The following is a 16,868-nucleotide window of genomic DNA, read 5'->3' on the forward strand; positions in this document are numbered from 1 at the left end:
ATGCGCCAGGCGGCGGCCCGTTCCCGTGGTCTCTTGTCAACATCCGATAAAGCGAATTTGATTTGTGTTGGGCGGCCGCAGTCCTGCCGGGCCCGCCCCGGGTGTATCGCGCCGTGACCGCAAACGCGATGTCGCAGCGCGCAACGCAACATATTTCCGTATTTTTGTTCCGGGATTTGGTCACCCGGCAAAAGATGGGCTATGCTGGCCTTTGCGTCGAGGACATGAATGAGACGTGGGGAGTTGGCGTGGAACACCACCGACAAGCGGGGCTGCATCCATGATCACGTTACCGAGGCTGGCGGCCGAATCCCTGGAGAAGTTGCTCGGTACGTTCATGCGTCGCCGGTACGATGAGACTTCTGCAAGTATCGTCGAGAGCGCGACCCGCACCGCGATGGAATGCATCGGCAATAGCGATGCGCTCTATCACAATATCGAGCATACGATGCTGGTGACGCTGGCCGGCCATTCCATCCTCAGTGGCCGAAGTCTTCATACGCATCTGTCGGCCGCGGATTACGTCCATATCCTGATCGCCTGCCTTGCCCACGACATCGGCTATGTGCGCGGCCTGTTCGAGGAGGATGACGTCGACGGCTTCGTGATCGATGCCGCCGACACCAAGATTTGTTTGCCGCGCGGCGCATCGGATGCCAGCTTGATGATGTATCACGTCGATCGGTCGAAGCTTTACGTGACGCGGCGGCTGCGACATATTCCCGGACTCGATCCGGAACGCATTGCCCGCGCCATCGAGGGCACGCGGTTTCCGGCCCGGGAAGGCCAGGACTATGACGACGAGGCCTCGATCCTGCGCGCCGCCGACTTCATCGGCCAGCTCGGCGATCCCAACTATTTGCGCAAGGCCAACGCGCTCTATTACGAGTTCGAGGAGGTCGGCATGAACCGACAACTCGGCTACGACTCGCCCGCCGACATCGTGAACCGCTATCCACAGTTCTATTGGAACAGCGTCGCACCGCATATCCAGACCGAGATCGGCTACCTCAACAAGACCGAGATCGGCCGGCAGTGGATCGCCAACCTCTACAGCAACGTGTTCCGCGCCGAACGCGACATCTCGCTGTCGGGCCCGCAGAAATAGCCCCGTTGTAGCCTGGATGGAGCGCAGCGACATCCGGGATTCGCGGATACAGGTGTCCCCGGATTGCGCTGCGCTCCATCCGGGCTACGAAGTCCCAAATCCGTAAGCAAATCATGCAACAAAAAACCATCACTACGGATGTCCTCGACATCGCCTATCTCGAATACGGCGCGCCTGACGGCTGGCCCTGCATCATGGGCCACGGCTTCCCCTACGACGTGAATGCCTATGCCGAGACTGCGCCGATCATCGCGCAGGCCGGCGCGCGGGTGCTGGTGCCCTGGCTGCGCGGCTACGGGCCGACGCGGTTTCGTTTCCCGGAAACGCTGCGCTCCGGTGAGCAGGCGGCGCTGGGCGCCGATCTGCTGGCCTTCATGGACGCGCTTCGCATCGAACGCGCGGTCGTCGGCGGCTATGACTGGGGCGGCCGCGCGGCCTGCGTGGTTGCGGCGCTGCACCCCGCGCGCGTTGTCGGGCTCGTCTCCGGCAATTCCTACAACATCCAGGACATCGCCCGCGCCATGGAGCCCGCGGCACCGGCGCATGAGGCGGCGCTCTGGTATCAATATCTCTTCCACAACGAGCGCGGCCGCCGCGCGCTGGAGCGCAACCGGCGCGGCTTCGCCCGCCAGCTCTGGTCGATGTGGTCGCCGACATGGGCCTTCGACGATGCGACGTTCGAGCGGAGCGCAACCTCGTTCGACAATCCCGATTTCGTCGAGGTCGTGATCCACTCCTACCGCCACCGTTACGCGCTGGTCGCGGGCGATCCCGCCTATGCCGGGATCGAGGAAAAGCTTGCGGCACAGCCGCCGATCCGCGTCCCGACGATCGCAATCGACGGCGACAGCGACGGCGTCAATACCGGCACCGCCCATCACGCGCGCAAGTTCGAGGGCTTTTTCGAGCGGCGCGTGTTCGCAGGCGCCGGTCATAACCTGCCGCAGGAGCGGCCGGCCGAATGGGCGCAGGCCGTGGCCGACGTGCGCAAGGCGGTTGCCGGGTCCTGATTTTAGCGATCGCGGGAACTTTTCGCCGGTCCCGCCGTCCAATCCTGAGCTGCGCGTTGAGTTGCGAGGGAGATGACCATGAGCGAGGAAAGCAAGCCCAGCGGACCGGATCTGACCGAAGGCGTGGCGCTCACCGCGTTCAGGGACGGCAAGCTGCTCGGCCATGTCGGCGCGGAAGATGTGCTGCTGGTCCAGGCGGGCGGCGAGGTCTTCGCGATCGAACCCGCCTGCAGCCATTATCACGGCCCGCTCGCCGAAGGCCTGGTGGTGGACGACACCATCCGCTGTCCCTGGCATCACGCCTGTTTCTCCTTGCGATCGGGCGAGGCGACGCGCCCGCCGGCCTTGAGCGCGCTGGCCGTATGGGAGGTGACGCGGGACCAGGACAGGATCATCGTTCAGCGCAAGCGTGAGGCACCGAAGCCGACCGCCCGCAGCGCGCCGGCGCCCGAGAAATTCGTCATCGTCGGCGGCGGCGCGGCCGGCTTCGCGGCGGCCGAGATGCTCCGGCGCGAGGGCTTTGCCGGCGCCATCACCATGCTCAGCGATGACGGCGCCATGCCGGTCGACCGGCCGAACCTCTCCAAGGACTATCTTGCCGGCAACGCACCGGAGGATTGGCTGCCGCTGCGGGGCGAGGACTATTATCGGGATGCGGGCATCGATCTCCGGCTGAACACGAATGTCTCCGCGATCGATGCGAAGACACGCAGCGTCACGCTGGGCAATGGCGACAGACTGCCGTTCGACCGGCTGCTGCTCGCGACCGGCGCCGAGCCGGTCAAATTGCAGATTCCGGGCGCCGACCAGCCCCATGTCCACACCTTGCGCTCCGTCGCCGACAGCCGGGCCATCATCAAGGCCGCCGGCAGCGCCACGCGCGTGCTGGTGATCGGCGCCAGCTTCATTGGCCTCGAAGTCGCGGCCTCGTTACGGGCACGCAAGCTGGAGGTCCATGTGGTCGCTCCGGAGGAGCGGCCGATGCAGCGCGTGCTCGGACCGGAGATGGGCGATTTCGTTCGCGCGCTCCATGAAGAGAATGGCGTCAACTTCCACCTCGGGGACACTGTGGAGAGGCTCGACGGTACGCGCGCGACGCTGAAGAGCGGCGGCGTCATCGAGGCCGACCTCGTCGTGGTCGGCATCGGCGTCAAGCCGCGCCTTGCGCTGGCCGAGAAGGCGGGGCTTGCGGCGGATCGCGGTGTCAGCGTGAGCGAATATCTCGAAACCAGCATCGCCGGCATCTTTGCGGCTGGCGACATCGCGCGCTGGCCCGATCCGCATTCGCGGCAAACCATCCGCGTCGAGCACTGGGTGGTGGCGGAGCGGCAGGGCCAGACCGCGGCGCGCAACATGCTGGGCCGGCGCGAACGCTTCGATGCCGTGCCGTTCTTCTGGAGCCAGCACTACGATGTGCCGATCAACTATGTCGGCCACGCCGAGAGTTTTGACGACATCGCGATCGACGGCAGCATTGCCGGCAGGGACTGTCTGCTGAAGTACCGCAAGGCCGGCCGCGTGCTTGCGGTCGCCTCGATTTACCGCGATCTCGACAGCCTCAAGGCCGAGCTCGAGATGGAGCGGCGGGGCCTGTGAGCCGCCGCCGTCGCTCCGGCGGTGCCCCCGGCGCGCCAATTCACCTGCCGGATCGTCGCAGGCGAGCAGTCGCGGCTCTGCCGCTTCCCTCGCGGCTGCTGCACGTATAGATTGCATACGTTGCAAAAAAGGCGGAAACATCGCTGACGTTCGATTCGAGCCGTCCCTTTCTCAAAGATAGCGATATGGACAGCGGGGCCAGCACTGCAAATCGATCGCTCAGTGTCGCGGGCGTCCTGATCGCCTTTGGCATTGGCAGCGTGTTTCTGCTCGGCGCCGGACGACAGAACTATCCGGAACTCCACACCATTCTCGACACCAGCATCACCCTCATCACGGGGCTGCTGGCATTGCTGCTCTGGGATATGGGCGCGCGCATCGAACAGCCGCTGTCCAAGCGGCTCGCGATCGCCTTCGGCGCGACCTTCGTCCTGGAGTTCCTCCACGTGCTGGTGATCGTGGAATGGTCGGGGTCGCTGGCGTTCGTCATGCAACTGCGGGAATTTCTCCGGCCGGCGACATGGCCGCCGGCCGCCCACATCCTCGCGATCGGAATTCTCGCCGCGATCTGGTCGGCGCGGCGGGATCGGGTCGGGATGCCGGCCTTTGCACTGTTCATGGCCGTCGTCGCCGTGCTGCTGATTGCGATCTTCCAGCGCCTTCCACCATATCGCCCGCCGGGTCTGCTCGATATCACCCGTCCGGTGTTGATCGTGGCGCCGCTGTTGTGGGCGATCACCTGCGTTCTGTGCTGGCGGCTGCGAGCGACGGACCGCATCTTCGGGCCGCTGGCCCTGATGGGCGCGGTCGTTCTGCTCGGCCACGTCGCGATGCTCTACTCGCAGGCACCGCACGACACCGAGGCGATGGTCGCTCACCTCGGCAAGGTCGCCGGGCGCCTCGTCCTGCTGCTCTCGATGATGCGGATGGCCTCGTCGGACATGCTGGAGCGGATGCGGGCGGAAGCCCAGCTCGCGCGCTTGAACGAGGAGCTGGAAGTGCGTGTCGAGGAGCGGACCGCACAGCTTGCAGCGTCCAATCTTGCGCTGGAATCCGAAATTCTCGTGCGCAGGCACGCGGAGCAGAAGGCCCAGGCGCAACTCGCCCGATTGAGCCTGCTGCACCAGATCACCCGCGCGATCGGCGAGCGGCAGGATCTCAACAGCATTTTCCAGGTGGTGGTTCGCAGTCTCGAAGACCAGTTGCCGGTGGATTTCGGCTGCCTGTGCTTTCACGACGCGGTCGATCACGTGCTGACGGTGGAATGCGTCGGGATCAAGAGCGGTGCACTGGCCATGGAACTGGCGATGCCCGAACGGTCGCGGATCGACATCGACGAGAACGGCCTTTCGCGTTGCGTGATGGGTCAGCTCGTCTATGAGCCTGACATCACGCGGTCGTCCTTTCCGTTCCCGGTCCGGCTCGCGCGGGGCGGGCTGCGGGCGATGGTGCTGGCCCCGCTGCAGGTGGAGAGCCGGGTGTTCGGCGTCCTCGTCGCGGCGCGGAAGGAGCGGGACAGCTTCAGCAGCGGCGAATGCGAGTTCCTGCGGCAGTTGAGCGAGCACGTCGCGCTCGCCGCCCATCAGGCGCAGCTCCATGGCGCCCTGCAACAGGCCTACGAGGATCTGCGGCAGACCCAGCAGGCCGTGATGCAGCAGGAGCGGCTGCGCGCCCTTGGGCAGATGGCGAGCGGCATTGCCCATGACATCAACAATGCGCTCTCGCCGGTGTCGCTCTACACCCAATCGCTGCTGGAACGGGAGCCGGGCCTGAGTGCGCGCACGCGCGATTATCTGGAGACGATCCAGCGGGCGGTCGAGGACGTGGCCCATACCGTGGCGCGCATGCGCGAGTTCTACCGCCAGCGAGAGCCGCAACTGACGCTGATGCCGGTTCATCTCAACCAGCTCGTGCAGCAGGTCGTCGACCTCACGCGGGCGCGGTGGAGCGACATGCCGCAGCTTCGCGGAACCGTGATCGCGCTGCGCACCGAGCTCGCGGAGCAATTGCCTGCGATCTCCGGCATCGAGAGCGAAATCCGCGAAGCGTTGATCAATCTCATCTTCAATGCCGTCGATGCGGTGCCCGGCGGCGGCACGCTGACGCTGCGCACCAGGCTTGCCGGCGGCGCGGACGGGCACGGCCAGGTGCGGGTCGAGGTCGGTGACGACGGGCTGGGCATGGACGAGGAGACCCGCCGGCGCTGCCTCGAACCGTTCTTCACGACCAAGGGGGAGCGCGGAACCGGATTGGGCCTCGCGATGGTCTACGGTGTCCTGCGGCGGCACAACGGCGAGATCGAGATCGACAGCGCCGTCGGTCGCGGCACCACCGTGTCGTTGAATTTTCCGGTCCCGCAGGCGGCGCCGGCCACGCCGTCGCAGGACAGGCTCGATTCCGCGAGGCTCTCCCGGCTGCGGCTGCTGCTGGTCGACGACGATCCGCTCCTGCTGAAATCATTGTGCAATACGCTGGAGGCGGAGGGGCACGTCGTGACGACGGCCAATGACGGCGTCGCGGGCATCGCCGCGTTCCGCGCCGCCTCCGCGCGCGGCGAGACCTTCGCCGCCGTGATCACCGATCTCGGCATGCCTGATGTCGACGGCCGCAAGGTGGCGAGCGCGATCAAGGCCGCGTCGCCCGCCACGCCCGTGATCATGCTGACAGGATGGGGCAAGCGCCTGATGTCCGAGGATGACATTCCGGCCCATGTCGACCACCTCCTGAGCAAGCCGCCGAAGCTTCGCGAATTGAGGGAAACGCTGGCGCAATGCTGCGAGCCTGGCCGCGCACAGGGTGCGATAGAGGTGAGCGAATAGGAAATGCCGACCGCAAAGTCAAAGGCCCGCATCCTGGTGGTTGACGACGAGGCTGCGCAGATGCGGGCGCTGTGCGACACGTTGCCCGCCGAGGATTACGATGCGGTCGGCTTCACCGACGCCAGATCCGCGCTGGCGGAGCTGCAGCGCACGAAATGCGACCTCCTGCTCGCCGACCTGATGATGCCGGGCATGGACGGCATCGAGCTGCTGCGGGCCGCGCGGGAGATCGATCCGCATCTGGTCGGCATCATCATGACCGGTGACGGAACCATCGCGACGGCGGTCGAGGCCATGAAGGCGGGGGCACTCGACTACATTCTCAAGCCGTTCAAGCTCAGCGTCGTCATTCCCGTGCTGGAGCGCGCGCTCGCGGTGCGGCGCCTGCACCTGGAGAATGCGGAGCTGGCGCTGCGGGTCCGCGAGCGGACCCTCGAGCTCGAAGCCGCCAACCGGGAGCTCGAGGCATTCGCCTATTCCGTCGCGCACGATCTGCGCGGTCCGCTCTCGGTCATCGTCGGCTATGCGGAGACGCTGATCGAGGATCATTCCGCGCAATGGCCGGACCAGCCGCGGCAGCTGGCCGGCGCCATCCTGGCAAGCGGCGAGCACATGCAGCGCCTGATCGACGGACTGTTGCGCCTGTCGCAGTTCGGCCGCCAGCCGCTGTCGAAGGGGCCGGTCGATACCAGAGCACTCGTCGGCGAGGTCGTCGACGAACTGCGCCGGCAGCATGCCGGCCGTGAGGTCTTCGTCCATGTCGGCGAAATTCCCGGATGCGTCGGCGATCAGGCACTGCTGCGGCAGGTGCTCGTCAATCTTCTTTCCAATGCGTTCAAGTTCACCCGCACCCGGGAGAAGCCGCTGGTCACGGTGATCGGCTGGACCGAAGGGCGCGAAACGGTCTATTGCGTGCGCGACAACGGCGCCGGCTTCGACATGCAGCAGGCCGACAAGCTGTTCGCGGCGTTTCAGCGATTTCACGATTCCGATGAGTACGAGGGCACGGGGATCGGCCTCTCGATCGCATCGCGCATCGTGCAACGCCATGGCGGACGCATCTGGGCCAGCGCCGAGGTGGGCAAGGGGGCGGCGTTCTATTTCAGCATTCCGGACTGAAGCGCCGCATTCGATCTTGATTTGCGTCAATGTTGCTGCCGGTGAAGGCTGCTCTGCTGGCTGTTGCCCGGGTGCGGTGCGTGCTAGTCTGGCGTGTGCCCGCGGGCTTCGCATGCAGGAGTGGCCGCCATGACAAGTGCTTCGGATACGTCTCACCATCCCAGTCTCGGCTCGGGCATCACCGCGCTGCATGCCAAATGGGGATGGATCGTCGCGCTCGGTGTCGTTTATCTCGTCGCCGGCTTCGTAGCGCTCGGCAGCATGGTCATGGCGACGGTGGCGAGCGTGATCGTGGTCGGTGCGATGATGATCGTGGCCGGGGTCACCGAAATCATCGGGGCGTTCCAGATGAAGAGCTGGGGCAAGTTCTTGATCTGGGCCCTGCTCGGCGTGCTCTACGTCGTCGCGGGCTTCCTGACCTTCGAGAATCCGCTGTTCGCCGCCGTCCTGCTGACGCTGTTCCTCGGCGCCTCGCTGCTCGCTTCCGGCGCGGTCAGGTTGTTTCTCGCCTTCAGCATGAAGCGCGAAAGCCCGTGGGTGTGGGTGGCGCTCTCGGCCGTGATTACGCTGCTGCTCGGATTGTTGATCCTGGCGCGCTGGCCGGTCAACAGCGTCTACATCCTCGGCCTGTTCCTCGGCATCGATCTGATCATGGCGGGCGCGGGCTGGGTCAGCCTGGGCTTCAGCCTGCGGCGGCGCCACACTAGCTAACCAGCAACTCGACGCAAGACCGTGTTGCGGAACTCCGGTGATCTGACGCGCTGACAAAAAGCAGCGCGTCGCGCGTTCGCCTGATGGCGTCGCGCGGCGATAATCATCGGGGAGAAACCATGAAAGCCGCTTTGGCCCTGGCCGCAGCATTGGCTGCCGCCTGCCTGTCCACGCCCGCTTCCGCACAGAAATCCTACGGTCCCGGCGTCAGCGACACCGAGATCAAGATCGGCAACACCATGCCCTATAGCGGGCCGGCTTCGCCGCTCAGCATCACCGGCAAGGTCATCGCGGCCTATTTCGACGAGGTCAACGAGAAGGGCGGCGTCAACGGCCGCAAGCTCAATCTGATCTCGCTCGACGACGCGTTCTCGCCGCCCAAGACCATGGAGGCGGCGCGCCGGCTGGTCGAGAGCGACGGCGTCGCCTTCATCTTCGCCACCATGGGCACGGCGCCGAGCTCGGCGATCGCGAAATATCTCAACAGCAACAAGGTGCCGCAGCTCTTCTTGATCAGCTCCGCCTCGAAGTGGAACGATCCCGTCAACATGCCGTGGTCGATGGCGCTGCCCTGGGCGCCGAACTACACCAGCGAGGCCGCGATCGACGTCGCCTATGCCCGCGCCAAGAACCCGAATGCGCGGTTCGCCGTGCTCTATCAGAACGACGACGCCGGCAAGGAATATCTGCGCGGCGTCAAGGAAGCGCTCGGCGCTGACGCCGACAAGGCGATCGCGATGGCCTCGAGCTTCGAGGTTGCCGATCCGACCGTCGATTCCCAGGTGCTGACGCTCGCCAACACCAAGGCCGATGTCTTCCTGATCTATTCGGTGACGCCGCGCGCCTGCGCGCAGGCGGTCCGGAAGGCGCACGAGGTCGGCTGGCAGCCGCAGCGCTTCATCGCCAGCGGCTGCGCCAACAAGGCCACCGTGATGGTGCCGGCCGGCCTCGATGCCGGCAAGGGCGTGCTGTCGCTCGGCTCGCTCAAGCCGTTCGTCGAGGCGCCGAAGGACGATCCGGCGATGACGGCCTATATCGACTTCATGAAGAAGCGCCTGCCCAATGCCGACATCAATAATGTCGCCGGTCTCTACGGCTACACCGTCGCCGAGGCCCTGGTGGTCCTGCTGAGGCAGTGCAAGGACAATCTGACGCGCGAGAACATCATGGCGCAGGCGGCCAACTTAAAGAGCGTGCCGCTGTCGCTGCTGATGCCCGGCATCACGCTCAACACCACGCCGCAGGATTTCCGCCCCATCAAGGACGGCTATATGCTCCAGTTCGACGGCAACGACTGGGTCGTGGCGAGCGAGCTGTTGCGCGGGACGTGAGGCGAATAGGCCGGCAAGCAACCACGGAGAAGGTGCACCCTCTCCCCCCTATGGGAGAGGGTGGATGCGCGAAGCGCAGCCGGGTGAGGGGTATCTCTCCGCGACTCGTCTCTACATTTGAATGCGCGGATACAACCCCTCATCCGGCGCTTCGCGCCACCTTCTCCCACAAGGGGAGAAGGGAAGAGGCATCTGCTTTGGCGGCACGAACAGGAGACCCCAATGGACTTTCAACACTCCGCCCGTTCGCTGGAGCTCCAGGAGCGCGTCCGCCGGTTCATGCGGACGCATGTCGAGCCGGTCGAGGAGCTCTATTACGAGCAGGTGAAACCGGAAGCCACGCGTTACAAGACGCCGCAGGTGCTGCAGGACCTGAAGCGGCTGGCGCGCGAGCAGGGGCTCTGGAACCTGTTTCTGTCAAGCGAGCACGGACCCGGATTGACCAACCTCGAATACGCGCCCGTGAAGGAAATCATGGGCCGCATCCTCTGGGCGCCCGAGGTCTTCAACTGCTCGGCGCCTGATGTCGGCAACATGGAGGTGCTGGCGAATTACGGCACGCCGGCGCAGCAGGAGCGCTGGCTGACGCCGCTGCTGGAGGGGCGCATCCGCTCCGGCTTCTCGATGACGGAGCCGCAGGTCGCCTCCAGCGACGCCACCAACATCCAGTGCGAGATCAGGCGCGATGGTGACAGCTACGTCATCAACGGCCGCAAATGGTTCACGTCAGGCGCCATGAACGAGGATTGCGAGATCCTGATCGTGATGGGCAAGACCGCGCCCGATCATCCCGACCGCCATCGTCAGCAATCCATGATCCTGGTGCCGAAGGCGACGCCGGGCGTGCGCATCGTCCGCGACATGCTGACCTACAGCTACGACGACGCCCCGGTCGGCCATCCCGAGATCGTCTACGACAACGTCCGCGTGCCCGCGGAGAACATCCTGCTCGGCGAGGGCCGCGGCTTCGAGATCGCGCAAGGGAGGCTCGGCCCCGGCCGCATCCATCACTGCATGCGGCTGATCGGTTGCGCCCAGCGTGCGCTGGAATTGATGTGCCAGCGCTCCGTGTCGCGCGTCGCTTTCGGCAAGCCGCTGGCCGAGCAGGGCTCGGTGCGCGAGGACATCGCCAACTCCTTCTGCGAGATCGCGCAGGCGCGGCTCTTGACGCTGCAGGCCGCCGACAAGATGGATCGCGAGGGCAACAAGGCGGCGCGCGACCTGATCGCCGCGGCCAAGATCGTGGTGCCCAGCATGGCCGCCCGCGTCATCGACCGCGCCATCCAGATCCACGGCGCCGCCGGCGTCTCGCAGGACACCTTCCTCGCCCGCGCCTATGTCTACGCCCGCTTCATCCGCATCGGCGACGGGCCTGACCAGGTGCATCTGGCCGCGGTCGGCAAGGAGCTGATCAGGCGGGGCGGGGTGGGCGTGGCGTAACGACCCGGGCGCCGTGAACTAACCCAGTCGCTCCCCGATTTCGACTTGATCGGCCGATGGCAGCGCCGCTCTCTCGCGGGAAATCAGTCTTCGCGACTGGCAAGCTTGCGATAGACCGCGAAATCGTCAAGCGCCGGCGCCTCGCCACGCCGGACGTTGGAATTGATGTCGGGCCCGATAACCAGCGATGTACCGAGACCGGCATAGATGTATCGCGCGCCGAATGCCTTCTTCAGCGCCGCAAACGTCGGTTCACCCGTGCAGTGACCGGGGGCAATGTTCTCGACCCGGAACTTGTCCTTGAGGGCGATCACGATCTTCTCGATGGCGTCGTCGGTGGCAACCACAAGGTGGAAGCCGCCGGCAACGAGATGAATCTTCGGATTGATGACTGTTGCGGCCTCTACGATGCGTTCGATTCCGGGATGCGAACAGCCGACCACGAGAACCACACCATCCGGCGTGTTCACGGCAAGAGAAAGTTCCTTGAGTTCCTTCGTCCCGGGAAGATCGGAGATCAGAGCGATCAGGGTGATGCCCGGCATGATCTCCGTCGTCTGATCGATCAATTGGAAGTTGGCAGTGGGCCAGGCGGTGCCGAACTCTATGATTTTCGGCGGTTTGCCGCTGTAGTATCGCATCTCCTCGGGCAGGGAGTCGTCCTTGCGATAGAACGTCGAGGGGAGCGATGAACCGTAGATGCCAAATCCTTCCTTGGGTGCGTAAATCGTGATCTTCGGGTTCACACTCAGGACATGGCTCAATCCAGCCATGTGATCGGCGTGACGATGGGAGAGAACGACGAAATCGAGCGTGGTAAGATCAACCCCCTTCGCCTTGACATTCTTCTCGAAGATCTCGGCGTTATCTCCAGTGTCAAAGAGAATGCGCTTTCCTGCGACTTCCACCAGCGCAGAGAAACCCCAGTCCTTTGTCATTGCTGGATCGGCGCCGAACGCGTCATACAAGATCGTAATCCTGCCGTTCGGCTCAGCTGCGATGGTGGCCGGAGAGATCGCCGTCGTGGCGCACATCGAAAGGGCGGCGATGAAAATCCATCTTGCGAATTTCATGGTCGTGCCTCCTCTTCGGTTGGGATGGGCCGAAACAGTACTCCTGTAGCTTGCCTGCGGCGCATTGCGTGCGCGGGGCCTCCGCCTGACGACGGTTTCGGCCTAATGCGTTATCTTCGGATGCTATCGACCAACCGGCAACACGATATTTGCACGCTAAAGACTTAACCCTTTCGGCGGCTCCAAAGCCGGGAGCGCGTCAATACCCCCAGGTCGTCGCGATCTCGTTGTTTGTATGCGCGCGGTCGTTTGCCTGCGCGATCTTCTTGATTTTGGAGCTGCACGATCCCTTCACGGGACTCCTCGGGATTGCAAGCTCGATACTGCGCACTTTTACCGCCGTACTCACACGGTCGCGCTATTTAGCGGTGGCTCTCGTCGGTCATTCTGCTGACGCAATCCCTGTCTTAGACGGCGAGAATTAAAACACTCCGTGGGACCGCTCTGGTTCCCACAACGGTTCCGTAGCCAGGGGTTGGCTCGAATCCGCAAAAGATTGGCGCAAGTTCCTGAACGCTTCAGCGTTCGCTTGTTCATGTCTTGCGGCATCCGGAACCGGACGATCGAGAAAATCAAAGGAGATATAATGGTGTTCCGCTCGAGCGCCGCAATTTGCGGCGCCGTGGTTGCGCTTGCCGTTTCTGTTACCGTTGCTCGAAGTGAAACGGGTGGAGCTCACTCAAGCGCTATCGTCAATGCCGCCTCTGGGGATGCGATCGTTGGCGCAGCATCCATGTACAATCCGTTCAAGCCCGGCAAGGAGGAGGGCGGCCCAAGCACAGCCTCGGGCGAGCGTTATGATCCCTCGCTGTGGACGGCTGCCATCAAGACGAGTTTGCGTCAGAAATTTGGTGGGGTCCAATTTGGCGCTCGGCCGAAATATGCTCTCGTCGAGGCCGCAGGCAAGAAGGTCATCGTCAAGATAAACGACGTGGGGCCGCTCAGGCCTGGCCGCATCATTGATCTCAATGAGCGGACGATGCGCCATTTCGATCCGAGCCTGGAGCTCGGGGTCATTCCCGACGTAACAGTGAGGCCGCTTTCCGGCGACGATTGGATTCCCGGACCGGTTGGCTGAACAAAGAGGCAGAGCACAGCCGTTCGGGACGGAAGGGTACGGTTCGGCGAACTGCACCGCCGCCATGGTGACATCATGCCGGTGTTTTGCCGGACGAGTCAAATCGACTTCGTAAAATCCGCACAGTGTCGCGCCGCCGGCCAAGCTATTGAAAAAACTGTCCCCGGCTACTGTGCATGGGGTTGTTTTCGCGTTTTTTGTCTGGGGCATGCCCCCGCCGGCTTCACGGCGGCGAACGCGCCGCTATCCCGCCCTGGCGGCGCGGGCATCCGACCGCAGGTTCTGGAAGAACTTCTCCACCTCGCGCGACAGCGTCTCCGCGGTCGCGGTCAGGCTGCTCGCCGCGGTCAGCACGGAGGATGCCGCCGTATCGGTCTCGCCGATGGCGTCGCGCAGCGAGGTGATGTTGGCGACCAGCGTCTCGTTGCCCTGGGCGGCGCTTTGCGCGTTGGAGGAGATCTCGCGCGTCGCCTGGTCCTGCTGGCCGACGGCGCCGGCGATCGCCGAGGTGACCTCGTTGATCTCGCGCACCGCGCCGCCGATCTCGCGCACGGCATCGACCGCGTTGCGGGTGGAGGCCTGGATCATGGAGACGTTCTCACCGATCTCGGCGGTCGCCTTGGCGGTCTGGCCTGCGAGCGCTTTCACTTCGTGCGCGACAACGGCAAAGCCGCGGCCGGCGTCGCCGGCGCGGGCGGCCTCGATGGTGGCGTTGAGCGCTAGCAGATTGGTCTGCTCTGCGATCGCCTGGATCAGGTTGAGCACGCCGTCGATGCGCTGGGTGGCGGCGGCGAGGCTCTCGATCTCCGAGATCGATTTCTCGGTGCGCTGGCCGGTCTGCTCGACCGCGCCGGCGCTCTGCCGGACCTGCCGGCCGATCTCTTCGACGGAGGCCGACAGCTCCTCGGCCGCGCCTGCGACCGCCGTGACATTGTGCGAGGCCTGCTGGCTGGCGTTTGCGGCCATGCCGGCCCGGTTGCTTGCATCCGCGGTGACGCGCGTGATGGTCTGCGCGGTCTCGCGCATGACCGAGGCGTTGTCGCCGAGGCCGCGCATGATCGCGCCGATCGCGTCGCGAAACTCCTCGACGGATTGTTCGATATGGCGGGCGCGCTGCTCGCGCGCGGCGGAATCCTGCGAGACCTGCGAGGCGAGGTTGCGGTTGCGCCCCATCGCGTCCTGGAAGATCTGGATCGCGCGGGCCAGCCCGCCGATCTCGTCGGCGCGGTTGCCGTACGGCACCACGACGTTCTCGGCGCCATCGGCGACCTGCTTGATGGTGGCGGTGATCGAGGCGAGCGGCCGGGCGATCGAGCGGGCGATGATGACGATGCCGATCACGACGAGCGCCAGCGCCACGCCGGCAAGGCTGGTCAGGACGAAGGACAGGGTGCGATTGGTCTCGGTCTGCCGGGCGATCTGTTTGCCGCGCTCGGCATAGACCTTGGACAGCGCCTCGAGATCCTTGTTCAGCGCCGAGCGCACGGCGCGGTTGGCGTCGTTGTCGCCCCATTCGCGGCCCGCGGCCGCATTGATTTCGACGCCGCGGCGGACCAGCTCCTTGCGAAACTCGACGAACTGCTCGATGCGCTTCCTGAAGGTGGCGAACTGCTCGGCATCGTCGTCCCTGACGATGGTTTCCCAGCGCTTCACGACGTCGAGGATCTGCGCGTTGAACTTGAGCAGGCCCTCGCCGTATTTCTTCACGACGGCAGGCTCCGTCGACATGTAGACGCCGCGCGATTCCATCACCACCGCATAGACCAGCGAGTTGACGCGCTCGACGTTCAGCGCGGCCGCGTTCGCCGTCTCGATCGCGCTGATCAGGTCGGCGCTGCGGCGGCTGTTGTAGTCGGACAGCATCGCAATCGCCGCCGTGAGCAGTGCGAACAGCGCGAAGATCGCATAGAGCTTGGTGGCAAGCGTGAAGCGGCCGGCCAGGCCGGCGGCATTCCCAGATTGGTCGATGGTCATGGTTTTCAGGGGCCCGAATGGCCTGAGGCGGCCGGTGAGCGCGGTCGTGTAAAAATCTATGCAAAACTATGCAGAACGAAGATGGACGCGGCGTTAACGCGCCTTTGTCCTTGGTCGAAAGAAAGGTAAGTTATTTCAGCGTCTTGATCCGAAGGTATAGTTTCAGGATAGTCCTGGAGTCGGCCTTTGGCCGACGAACCCCGGAGGGGACCTTGGTCTATCGCCATACCATCGACGCCACGACCTATGCCTTCCCGGATCTGCGCGACCTGCTCGCCAAGGCGACGCCGCCGCGCTCCGGCGACCGGCTGGCCGGAATTGCCGCTGCCAGCGCCGAGCAGATGATCGCGGCGCGGATGGCGCTCGCGGATGTTCCGCTCGGACAGTTCTTGCAGGAAGCGCTCATCCCCTACGAGACCGACGAGGTCACCCGCCTCGTCATCGACAGCCATGACGCAAGGGCCTTTGCGCCGGTGGCCTCGCTCACGGTCGGCGCCTTCCGCGACTGGCTGCTGTCGGACGCAGCGACGCCCGAGATCCTGCGCAAGCTCGCCCCCGGCATCACGCCGGAAATGGCGGCCGCGGTCTCGAAACTGATGCGCAACCAGGATTTGATCCTGGCGGCGCGGAAATGCGAGGTGACCACCGCCTTCCGCAACACCATCGGGCTGAAGGGGCGGATGAGCACGCGGCTCCAGCCCAACCATCCGTTCGACGATGCCAGGGGCATCACCGCCTCGATCCTCGACGGCATCCTGCTGGGGGCCGGCGATGCCTGCATCGGCATCAATCCCGCCAGCGACGACCCGACCGTCATCGCCCAATTGCTGCGCCTGCTCGACGAGATCATCGCGCGGCTGAAGATTCCGACGCAAGGCTGCGTGCTCACCCATGTCACGACGACGCTGTCGCTGATCGGGCAGGGCGTGCCGGTCGACCTCGTCTTCCAGTCGGTCGCCGGCACCGAGGCCGCCAACCGTAGCTTTGGCGTCGATCTCGACTTGCTCCGGGAGGCGCAGGAGGCCGGGCTGTCGCAGCGGCGCGGCACGGTCGGGCAGAACGTGATGTATTTCGAGACCGGCCAGGGTTCGGCGCTGTCCGCCAATGCCCATCACGGCGTCGACCAGCAGACCTGCGAGGCGCGCGCCTATGCGGTCGCACGCGCCTATGCCCCGCTGCTGGTCAACAGCGTGGTCGGCTTCATCGGCCCGGAATATCTCTACGACGGCAAGGAAATCATCCGGGCGGGGCTGGAGGATCATTTTTGCGGCAAGCTGCTCGGCCTGCCGCTCGGGGTCGACATCTGCTACACCAACCACGCCGAGGCGGACCAGGACGACATGGACAACCTGCTGACGCTGCTCGCCGCCGCCGGCGTCACCTTCATCATGGGCGTCCCCGGCGCCGACGACGTCATGCTGAATTACCAGTCGACGTCTTTTCACGACGCGCTCTATGTCCGCGACGTCTTCGGTTTGCGCCGCGCGCCGGAATTCGACGACTGGCTGGCGCAGTCGGGCATCGTGGGCGCCGATTTCCGCCTTGCCGGCGATGCAGGCCTGCTGCCCGATTTTGCCTCCCGGCTGATCGCCTGAGGTGAGGGAGGCGC

At 64.8% G+C, this 16,868-nt stretch carries 12 protein-coding genes; 10 read left to right on the forward strand and 2 right to left on the reverse strand.

Annotated elements, in window-relative coordinates; genetic code table 11:
- Window positions 1-280 precede the first annotated feature (280 nt).
- The 8 genes from ACE10W_RS11745 to ACE10W_RS11780 all read left to right on the forward strand — a co-directional run bounded on the left by ACE10W_RS11745 (window position 281) and on the right by ACE10W_RS11780 (window position 11,134).
- Entirely contained in the window at window positions 281-1,108 is an 828-nt protein-coding gene (locus tag ACE10W_RS11745; protein WP_028172344.1) for a metal-dependent phosphohydrolase, read from the forward strand.
- A 113-nt stretch (window positions 1,109-1,221) separates the two neighbouring features.
- Window positions 1,222-2,118, forward strand: a complete 897-nt coding sequence (locus tag ACE10W_RS11750; protein WP_304551684.1) for an alpha/beta fold hydrolase — start codon at window positions 1,222-1,224, stop codon at window positions 2,116-2,118.
- A 78-nt stretch (window positions 2,119-2,196) separates the two neighbouring features.
- The gene (locus ACE10W_RS11755; protein WP_304551685.1) at window positions 2,197-3,714 is read left to right on the forward strand and encodes an FAD-dependent oxidoreductase; all 1,518 of its coding nucleotides are present in this window, start codon (window positions 2,197-2,199) and stop codon (window positions 3,712-3,714) included.
- A gap of 185 nt (window positions 3,715-3,899) precedes the next feature.
- The gene (locus ACE10W_RS11760) at window positions 3,900-6,533 is read left to right on the forward strand and encodes an ATP-binding protein (protein WP_304551686.1); all 2,634 of its coding nucleotides are present in this window, start codon (window positions 3,900-3,902) and stop codon (window positions 6,531-6,533) included.
- Between the two features lie 3 nt (window positions 6,534-6,536).
- Window positions 6,537-7,652 (forward strand): response regulator, encoded by a 1,116-nt coding sequence (locus tag ACE10W_RS11765; RefSeq protein ID WP_304551687.1) that lies wholly within the window; start codon window positions 6,537-6,539, stop codon window positions 7,650-7,652.
- Window positions 7,653-7,781: 129 nt separating this feature from the next.
- Window positions 7,782-8,363, forward strand: coding sequence for an HdeD family acid-resistance protein (locus ACE10W_RS11770; RefSeq protein ID WP_028172340.1), 582 nt, complete (start codon window positions 7,782-7,784; stop codon window positions 8,361-8,363).
- 119 nt (window positions 8,364-8,482) lie between these two features.
- Complete coding sequence (locus ACE10W_RS11775; protein ID WP_304551688.1) at window positions 8,483-9,694, forward strand: ABC transporter substrate-binding protein; 1,212 nt, start codon at window positions 8,483-8,485, stop codon at window positions 9,692-9,694.
- Window positions 9,695-9,916: 222 nt separating this feature from the next.
- Window positions 9,917-11,134: an acyl-CoA dehydrogenase family protein gene (locus ACE10W_RS11780; protein WP_304551691.1), complete on the forward strand. Its 1,218-nt coding sequence runs from the start codon at window positions 9,917-9,919 to the stop codon at window positions 11,132-11,134.
- An 83-nt stretch (window positions 11,135-11,217) separates the two neighbouring features.
- On the opposite strand, the gene ACE10W_RS11785 is transcribed toward ACE10W_RS11780, so the two are convergent.
- A complete protein-coding gene (locus ACE10W_RS11785) occupies window positions 11,218-12,207 on the reverse strand; it encodes an MBL fold metallo-hydrolase (protein ID WP_304551693.1) in 990 nt (329 codons plus the stop codon).
- A gap of 586 nt (window positions 12,208-12,793) precedes the next feature.
- Here ACE10W_RS11785 and ACE10W_RS11790 point away from each other — a divergent pair.
- The gene (locus ACE10W_RS11790; RefSeq protein WP_011085776.1) at window positions 12,794-13,285 is read left to right on the forward strand and encodes a septal ring lytic transglycosylase RlpA family protein; all 492 of its coding nucleotides are present in this window, start codon (window positions 12,794-12,796) and stop codon (window positions 13,283-13,285) included.
- Window positions 13,286-13,528: 243 nt separating this feature from the next.
- Here ACE10W_RS11790 and ACE10W_RS11795 read toward each other — a convergent pair whose 3' ends face one another.
- Complete coding sequence (locus ACE10W_RS11795; protein WP_161535808.1) at window positions 13,529-15,259, reverse strand: methyl-accepting chemotaxis protein; 1,731 nt, start codon at window positions 15,257-15,259, stop codon at window positions 13,529-13,531.
- Between the two features lie 212 nt (window positions 15,260-15,471).
- Between ACE10W_RS11795 and ACE10W_RS11800 the strand changes: the two genes are divergently transcribed.
- Window positions 15,472-16,854: an ethanolamine ammonia-lyase subunit EutB gene (locus ACE10W_RS11800; RefSeq protein WP_304551698.1), complete on the forward strand. Its 1,383-nt coding sequence runs from the start codon at window positions 15,472-15,474 to the stop codon at window positions 16,852-16,854.
- The last annotated feature ends 14 nt before the right edge of the window (window positions 16,855-16,868 follow it).

Source organism: Bradyrhizobium sp. B025 (assembly GCF_042257955.1).
GTDB classification, from domain to species: Bacteria; Pseudomonadota; Alphaproteobacteria; order Rhizobiales; family Xanthobacteraceae; genus Bradyrhizobium; species Bradyrhizobium diazoefficiens.

Bases quoted from the DNA above. Each gene is read 5' to 3' on its own strand.
- ACE10W_RS11770 (WP_028172340.1), top strand. From the start codon at position 7,782: ATGACAAGTGCTTCGGATACGTCTCACCATCCCAGTCTCGGCTCGGGC.
- ACE10W_RS11745 (WP_028172344.1), top strand. From the start codon at position 281: ATGATCACGTTACCGAGGCTGGCGGCCGAATCCCTGGAGAAGTTGCTC.
- ACE10W_RS11775 (WP_304551688.1), top strand. From the start codon at position 8,483: ATGAAAGCCGCTTTGGCCCTGGCCGCAGCATTGGCTGCCGCCTGCCTG.
- ACE10W_RS11785 (WP_304551693.1), bottom strand. From the start codon at position 12,207: ATGAAATTCGCAAGATGGATTTTCATCGCCGCCCTTTCGATGTGCGCC.
- ACE10W_RS11790 (WP_011085776.1), top strand. From the start codon at position 12,794: ATGGTGTTCCGCTCGAGCGCCGCAATTTGCGGCGCCGTGGTTGCGCTT.
- ACE10W_RS11750 (WP_304551684.1), top strand. From the start codon at position 1,222: ATGCAACAAAAAACCATCACTACGGATGTCCTCGACATCGCCTATCTC.
- ACE10W_RS11755 (WP_304551685.1), top strand. From the start codon at position 2,197: ATGAGCGAGGAAAGCAAGCCCAGCGGACCGGATCTGACCGAAGGCGTG.
- ACE10W_RS11760 (WP_304551686.1), top strand. From the start codon at position 3,900: ATGGACAGCGGGGCCAGCACTGCAAATCGATCGCTCAGTGTCGCGGGC.
- ACE10W_RS11780 (WP_304551691.1), top strand. From the start codon at position 9,917: ATGGACTTTCAACACTCCGCCCGTTCGCTGGAGCTCCAGGAGCGCGTC.
- ACE10W_RS11795 (WP_161535808.1), bottom strand. From the start codon at position 15,259: ATGACCATCGACCAATCTGGGAATGCCGCCGGCCTGGCCGGCCGCTTC.
- ACE10W_RS11765 (WP_304551687.1), top strand. From the start codon at position 6,537: ATGCCGACCGCAAAGTCAAAGGCCCGCATCCTGGTGGTTGACGACGAG.